Raw genomic sequence first — 4,971 nt, 5'->3', positions numbered from 1 at the left:
TGGTGATGACGATGTCCTGCTTGGCGATATGGCCGGAAACCAGGTCGGCCTGCGCCTTCTGATATTCCTCCGACATTTCGGTCGCGTAGCCGCCCGAGCCTTCGCCTTCGATGCCGGCGACGTTCTCGACGAAGATCGGCTTCGCGCCCAGCGAGAGGATCTGCTCCTTGGTCGCCGAGCGCACGTCGGTCGCGGAGACCTGCGCGCCCAGGCGCCTGGCGGTCGCGATCGCCTGGAGGCCGGCCACGCCCACGCCCATCACGAAGCATTTGGCGGCCGAGATCGTGCCCGCCGCCGTCATCATCATCGGGAAGGCGCGACCATATTCGGCGGCGGCGTCCAGCACCGCCTTGTATCCGGCCAGGTTCGATTGCGAGGACAATATGTCCATCGATTGTGCGCGGGTGATGCGCGGCATGAACTCCATCGCCAGCGCTTCGAGGCCGAGCTTCGCATAGTCGTCGACGCGCGCGCGTTCGCCGAACGGGTTCAGCCCGGCGACCAGCCACGCGCCCTGCTTCGCGCCGGACAGGCTCTCCGGCGGCGGTCCCTGCACGCCCAGGATGATATCGGCGTCGCGCAGCATCTCGGCACGCGGGCCGACGGTCGCACCCGCCGCCTGATAATCGGCATTTGACACGGACCCGCCGATGCCCGCGCCGGCCTCGACCGCGACCGTGGCACCCAGCCCGATATATTTCCTGACCGTTTCCGGCGTTGCGGAAACGCGCCGCTCGCCGTCCGTGAGTTCCTTGAGGACGGCGATCTTCACTTCGGCGTCAGTTCGAAATGGCGAAGATGACGATAAGGCCGGTTAGGAACGCCGCGATGGCGCCCCATTTCAGCAAGGCCGTGAAGCCCGAATAGGTGCGCTCATGTGCTTTCAAATCGCCGTCGCTGGCCATGGAATCCTGCAATCCGTTGAAGCCCCGCGCCGTATCTATCGGCGAGTTCCCGCGGCCTCAAGAGCCAAGTGTGATGCGCTTAACACCGCCTTTACGGCCTTTGGCTTAAACCCCCTCGCCTAGGGAACGGGAGAGAGACGAATGGCCAAGGCGAATGCCAAGGTCCTGATGCTGGTTGACGACGAACCGGCCCAGCGGCGCCTCGTCGCGGCGATCGCGGCCCGCGCGGGCTGGCGCACCATCTTTGCCGACAGCGGCGAAGAAGGGCTCGATATGCTGAATACCGAGCAGGGGCTGCTGCTCGATGCGGTGCTGATCGACCAATATGGCCCCGGCGACGAGACGATCGCGCTGATCGAGGCGATGCATGCGCGCCGCCCTGCCCTTCCCGTGCTGCTGCTGACTGCCCATGGCTCGATCGAGATTGCGGTCGGGGCGATGCGCGCCGGCGCGTCGGACTATCTGATCAAGCCGATCGCGCCCGACCGGCTGCTCGGCGCGCTCGACGCCGCCGCCTCCAGCCGCGCCAATGTCGGCGAGCTCCGCCCGCTCTCCGAAAAGATCAAGGCGCCCTTGGGATTCGGCGAAATCGTCGGTGACGCGCCCCAATTCCGTGCGGCGCTCGCGATCGCCGCCAAGGCTGCGCGGGCACGCGTGCCGGTGCTGATCGACGGCGAAAGCGGCGTCGGCAAGGAAGTCGTCGCCGAAGCGATCCACGCCGCCAGCCCGCGCGCCAAGAAGCCGTGGGTCGCGGTCAATTGCGGCGCGATTCCTGAAAACCTCGTCGAATCCGAGCTGTTCGGACATGAGCGCGGCGCCTTTACCGGCGCGTTCGAACGCAAGGCCGGCCGCTTCCAGGAAGCGGACGGCGGCACGATCTTCCTCGACGAGGTCGGCGAGCTGCCGCTCGACGCGCAGGTCAAATTGCTGCGCGTGCTCCAGTCCGGCGAGATCCAGCCGATCGGCGCGCGCGTGACGCGCGATGTGGACGTCCGCGTGATCGCCGCCACCAATAAGCGGCTGATCGACGAAGTCAGCGCCGGCAATTTCCGCGAGGATCTCTATTATCGGCTGAACGTAGTGCAGGTGACGATTCCGCCGCTCCGCGAGCGACCGCGCGACATTCCGGCGCTTGCCCGGCATCTGCTCGCGCGGATCGCCGCCCAGCCCGGCATGCGCGGCCTCGGCATCACCGACGAAGCGCTGTCGCTGCTGATGTCGTTCCCCTGGCCGGGCAATGTCCGCCAGTTGCAGAACGCCCTCTTCCGCGCCGCCGTGCTGTGCGAGGGCGAGGCGCTGACCTCGTCGGACTTCCCGCAGATCGCGCTGCAGAGCTGCGACGACGTTACGCCGCTGATGTCCCCCGCCGCGGGCGCCGGCGTGACGCTGTTCGAATCCGACGGCCATATCCGCAATCTGGAAGAGATCGAGGCGGACGTGATCCGTCTCGCGATCGGCCATTATCGCGGCCGGATGACCGAAGTCGCCCGCCGCCTCGGCATCGGCCGCTCGACGCTCTATCGCAAGCTTGGCGAGCTCGGCATCGGCGACGTCGCGGCCTAACGTGCGCGCCGATAGCTGAAGTCGAAGCTGGGCTGCCAGGTCTTGCCCTGATCGACGGATTGCAGGCCGAGCTGCCGCACCGAGCCGTCCGGCAATGGCGAATAGGTCATGCGGACGATCGCATCCTGCCCGGGCGCGACAAGATCGGGCCACAGCCCCTCCATGACCATCTCGGCGCCGTTCCTTCCGCCGGTGAACCGCACGATCGAACCGGAGGAGTCGATCCAGGTCTGGTGCCACTTGCCCGACTTGCGGTCATAACCGCTGAGGCTGCCGCCTCCTTCCTTCTTCAGCGGCATCCAGTTCTCGCGGATCGCACAACCGTCGTAGAGCCGCTCGATCAGACTATGCGCGACCAGGCGGTCCGTGCCGGTCGGGAACACGTCCCATTTCCCCACCCAGAAATCGAGCTGCCGGTATTCCGGACCGGCGCACGGCGGCTGCGATCCGGCCGGCGCGGCCTGGAGCAGCAGCAGAGCGATGAAAGCCGACATGCGCCCTGTCCTCCCCCAGCCCGATTAGCCGAGCAACGGCGCCTGCCCTAGGTCCAGTCCCATCGTGCCGACAGGGCCAGCGCCCCGGAACGGCAATGTGACGGCTGCGTTCCAGAGGCATGTTCAAGACATGCGGCTATCTGGTTTCCACCATCAGCGTCATCCTGCTTGCAATCGTTGCGTGGCAAGGGGCGAAGGACGATCCGACTCTGATGACGCTGCTTATCCTCGGCGCATTGACGTCGGTCACCGGGATGGGGCTTCGCTGGATATCCTTCCTGCGCGACGAGAAGTCTAAGGACCTGTCAATGCCTGGTCGCGCAAGCCCCGCCACACGCGAAGCGCCTGCACCGTTTCCGCCACATCGTGCACCCGAAGCAGCTGCGCGCCAAGCATCGCGCCGGTGACGGCGAGCGCGACCGAGCCGCCCAGGCGCCGATCCGCCGGCGCTTCGCCTGAAAGCGCCCCGATCATCCGCTTGCGGCTGGCACCGAGCATCAGCGCACAGCCGAGTCCCTGGAACAGCGCAAGACCGTTCAGCAGCGCCAGATTGTCGGCAAGCGACTTGCCGAAGCCGATCCCCGGATCGACGACGATCTTCGCGCGCGGCACCCCCGCCGCCTCGACTGCCGCGACTCGCTCCTCGAGCCAGTCATACACCTGCAGCAACGGGTCGGGGCCGAGCGTGCGCTCGTGCAGGTCGCGCGGATCGCCGGCGTGCATCAGGATCACCGGGCAGCCGGCGCGGACCACCAGGTCGAGCGCACGATCATCGTAAAGCAGTGCCGACACATCGTTGACGATCGCTGCGCCGGCGGCGAGCACCGCCTCCATCACCTCGGCCTTGCGCGTGTCGATCGAGACCGCGACCCCGGCGCGCGCCAGCCGCTCGATCACGGGAAGCACGCGCGCGATTTCGTCGCCCTCCCACGCCGGCTCGGCGCCCGGACGGGTCGATTCTCCGCCCACATCGACCAGCGCGGCGCCCTCACCGGCGGCACGGACGCCAGCGTCGGCAGCCGCCTCTGGATTGTCGAAATTGGCGCCCCCGTCGGAAAAGCTGTCGGGCGTCACGTTGAGGATTGCGGCCACCTGCGGCTGGTCCAGCCGGATCGTACGGCTCCCAAGTTCCAGCGGCGGGCGCGGTGCCGCGAGGCGCTGAAGGACCGGCTGGACCTCATCGGGAAGCGAGCCGCCCTCGGAAACCGGCACCAGACGCTTTGAAATGCGCCGATCGCCGTCGGATTCGATCAGTTCAAAGGCCGCGTGCCACAGCAGCCCGCCGGCAAGACGCGCGACCTGCCCGTCGAAGCCGACGGGAGTATCCACAAAGGCGGTGGGGCGGAGATAAAAGCGGTTCACACGATCATCCTTTCGTCACCCCGAACTTGATCCGGGGTCCACCTTCTTCTTCCCGGCCGCAAACAGAAAGGTGGATGCCGGATCAAGTCCGGCATGACGACTGCGTTAGGCCTCATTCGCCAGCAGATATGTCTGCCTGAGCGTATCGATCGGCTTCAGCGCGCCGGCATCCTCATAATGCCAGAAGGTCCAGCCGTTGCAACTCGGCGCCCCCTGGAGCGTCGCGCCCAATTTGTGGATCGAGCCGCTCGCGCCATCCGCATCCAGCGAGCCGTCCGCGCGAACCGTCGCGCACCAGCGGCGCTTGGCATCCATCAGCACGGCACCGGGCTTCAGCATTCCCGTCTCGACCAGCACGCCGAACGCCACCTTGGGCGCGGCGGTCGGCGACTGCATCGTCTTCAGCGCGGACTCGTCGAGCGGCAGCGCCGCCGCGATCCGCTCGCGCGCGACTTCGCAATAGCCCGGCTCGCGCTCGATCCCGATCCAGCGCCGGCCGAGCCGCTTCGCGACGGCGCCGGTCGTGCCGGTCCCGAAGAACGGGTCCAGCACAACGTCGCCGGGGTTCGTGCAGGCCAGCAGCACGCGGTAGAGCAAGGCTTCGGGCTTCTGCGTCGGGTGCGCCTTGTGCCCGCCGCGCTTCAGTC

At 67.2% G+C, this 4,971-nt stretch carries 6 protein-coding genes; 1 reads left to right on the top strand and 5 read right to left on the bottom strand.

Annotation, left to right across the window (positions count from 1 at the left end; all coding sequences use genetic code 11):
• Together VFT73_RS10165 and VFT73_RS10160 are read right to left on the bottom strand one after the other, a co-directional pair.
• A partial coding sequence (locus VFT73_RS10165; RefSeq protein WP_326410581.1) for an NAD(P)(+) transhydrogenase (Re/Si-specific) subunit alpha occupies positions 1–772 on the bottom strand: 772 nt, incomplete at its 3' end.
• A gap of 7 nt (positions 773–779) precedes the next feature.
• Positions 780–905, bottom strand: a complete 126-nt coding sequence (locus VFT73_RS10160; RefSeq protein WP_326410579.1) for an aa3-type cytochrome c oxidase subunit IV — start codon at positions 903–905, stop codon at positions 780–782.
• A 141-nt stretch (positions 906–1,046) separates the two neighbouring features.
• Between VFT73_RS10160 and VFT73_RS10155 the strand changes: the two genes are divergently transcribed.
• A complete protein-coding gene (locus VFT73_RS10155) occupies positions 1,047–2,468 on the top strand; it encodes a sigma-54 dependent transcriptional regulator (RefSeq protein ID WP_326410577.1) in 1,422 nt (473 codons plus the stop codon).
• Here VFT73_RS10155 and VFT73_RS10150 read toward each other — a convergent pair.
• The 3 genes from VFT73_RS10150 to VFT73_RS10140 all read right to left on the bottom strand — a co-directional run.
• Positions 2,465–2,962: a DUF1579 family protein gene (locus tag VFT73_RS10150; RefSeq protein WP_326410575.1), complete on the bottom strand. Its 498-nt coding sequence runs from the start codon at positions 2,960–2,962 to the stop codon at positions 2,465–2,467. The two genes, VFT73_RS10155 and VFT73_RS10150, sit on opposite strands and share 4 nt — an antisense overlap.
• A 294-nt stretch (positions 2,963–3,256) precedes the next feature.
• Positions 3,257–4,324, bottom strand: a complete 1,068-nt coding sequence (gene folP, locus VFT73_RS10145) for a dihydropteroate synthase (protein ID WP_326410573.1) — start codon at positions 4,322–4,324, stop codon at positions 3,257–3,259.
• 105 nt (positions 4,325–4,429) lie between these two features.
• Positions 4,430–4,971: site-specific DNA-methyltransferase (locus VFT73_RS10140; RefSeq protein ID WP_326410571.1), on the bottom strand; the 542-nt coding region annotated here is incomplete at its 5' end.

The organism is Sphingomonas sp. (genome assembly GCF_035758555.1).
Classification (GTDB): domain Bacteria; phylum Pseudomonadota; class Alphaproteobacteria; order Sphingomonadales; family Sphingomonadaceae; genus Sphingomonas_B.
This window is presented reverse-complemented; position numbering and strand designations above follow the sequence as displayed.

Coding starts and splice junctions, on each gene's coding strand:
- VFT73_RS10160 (WP_326410579.1), bottom strand. CDS start 905: ATGGCCAGCGACGGCGATTTGAAAGCACATGAGCGCACCTATTCGGGC.
- VFT73_RS10155 (WP_326410577.1), top strand. CDS start 1,047: ATGGCCAAGGCGAATGCCAAGGTCCTGATGCTGGTTGACGACGAACCG.
- VFT73_RS10150 (WP_326410575.1), bottom strand. CDS start 2,962: ATGTCGGCTTTCATCGCTCTGCTGCTGCTCCAGGCCGCGCCGGCCGGA.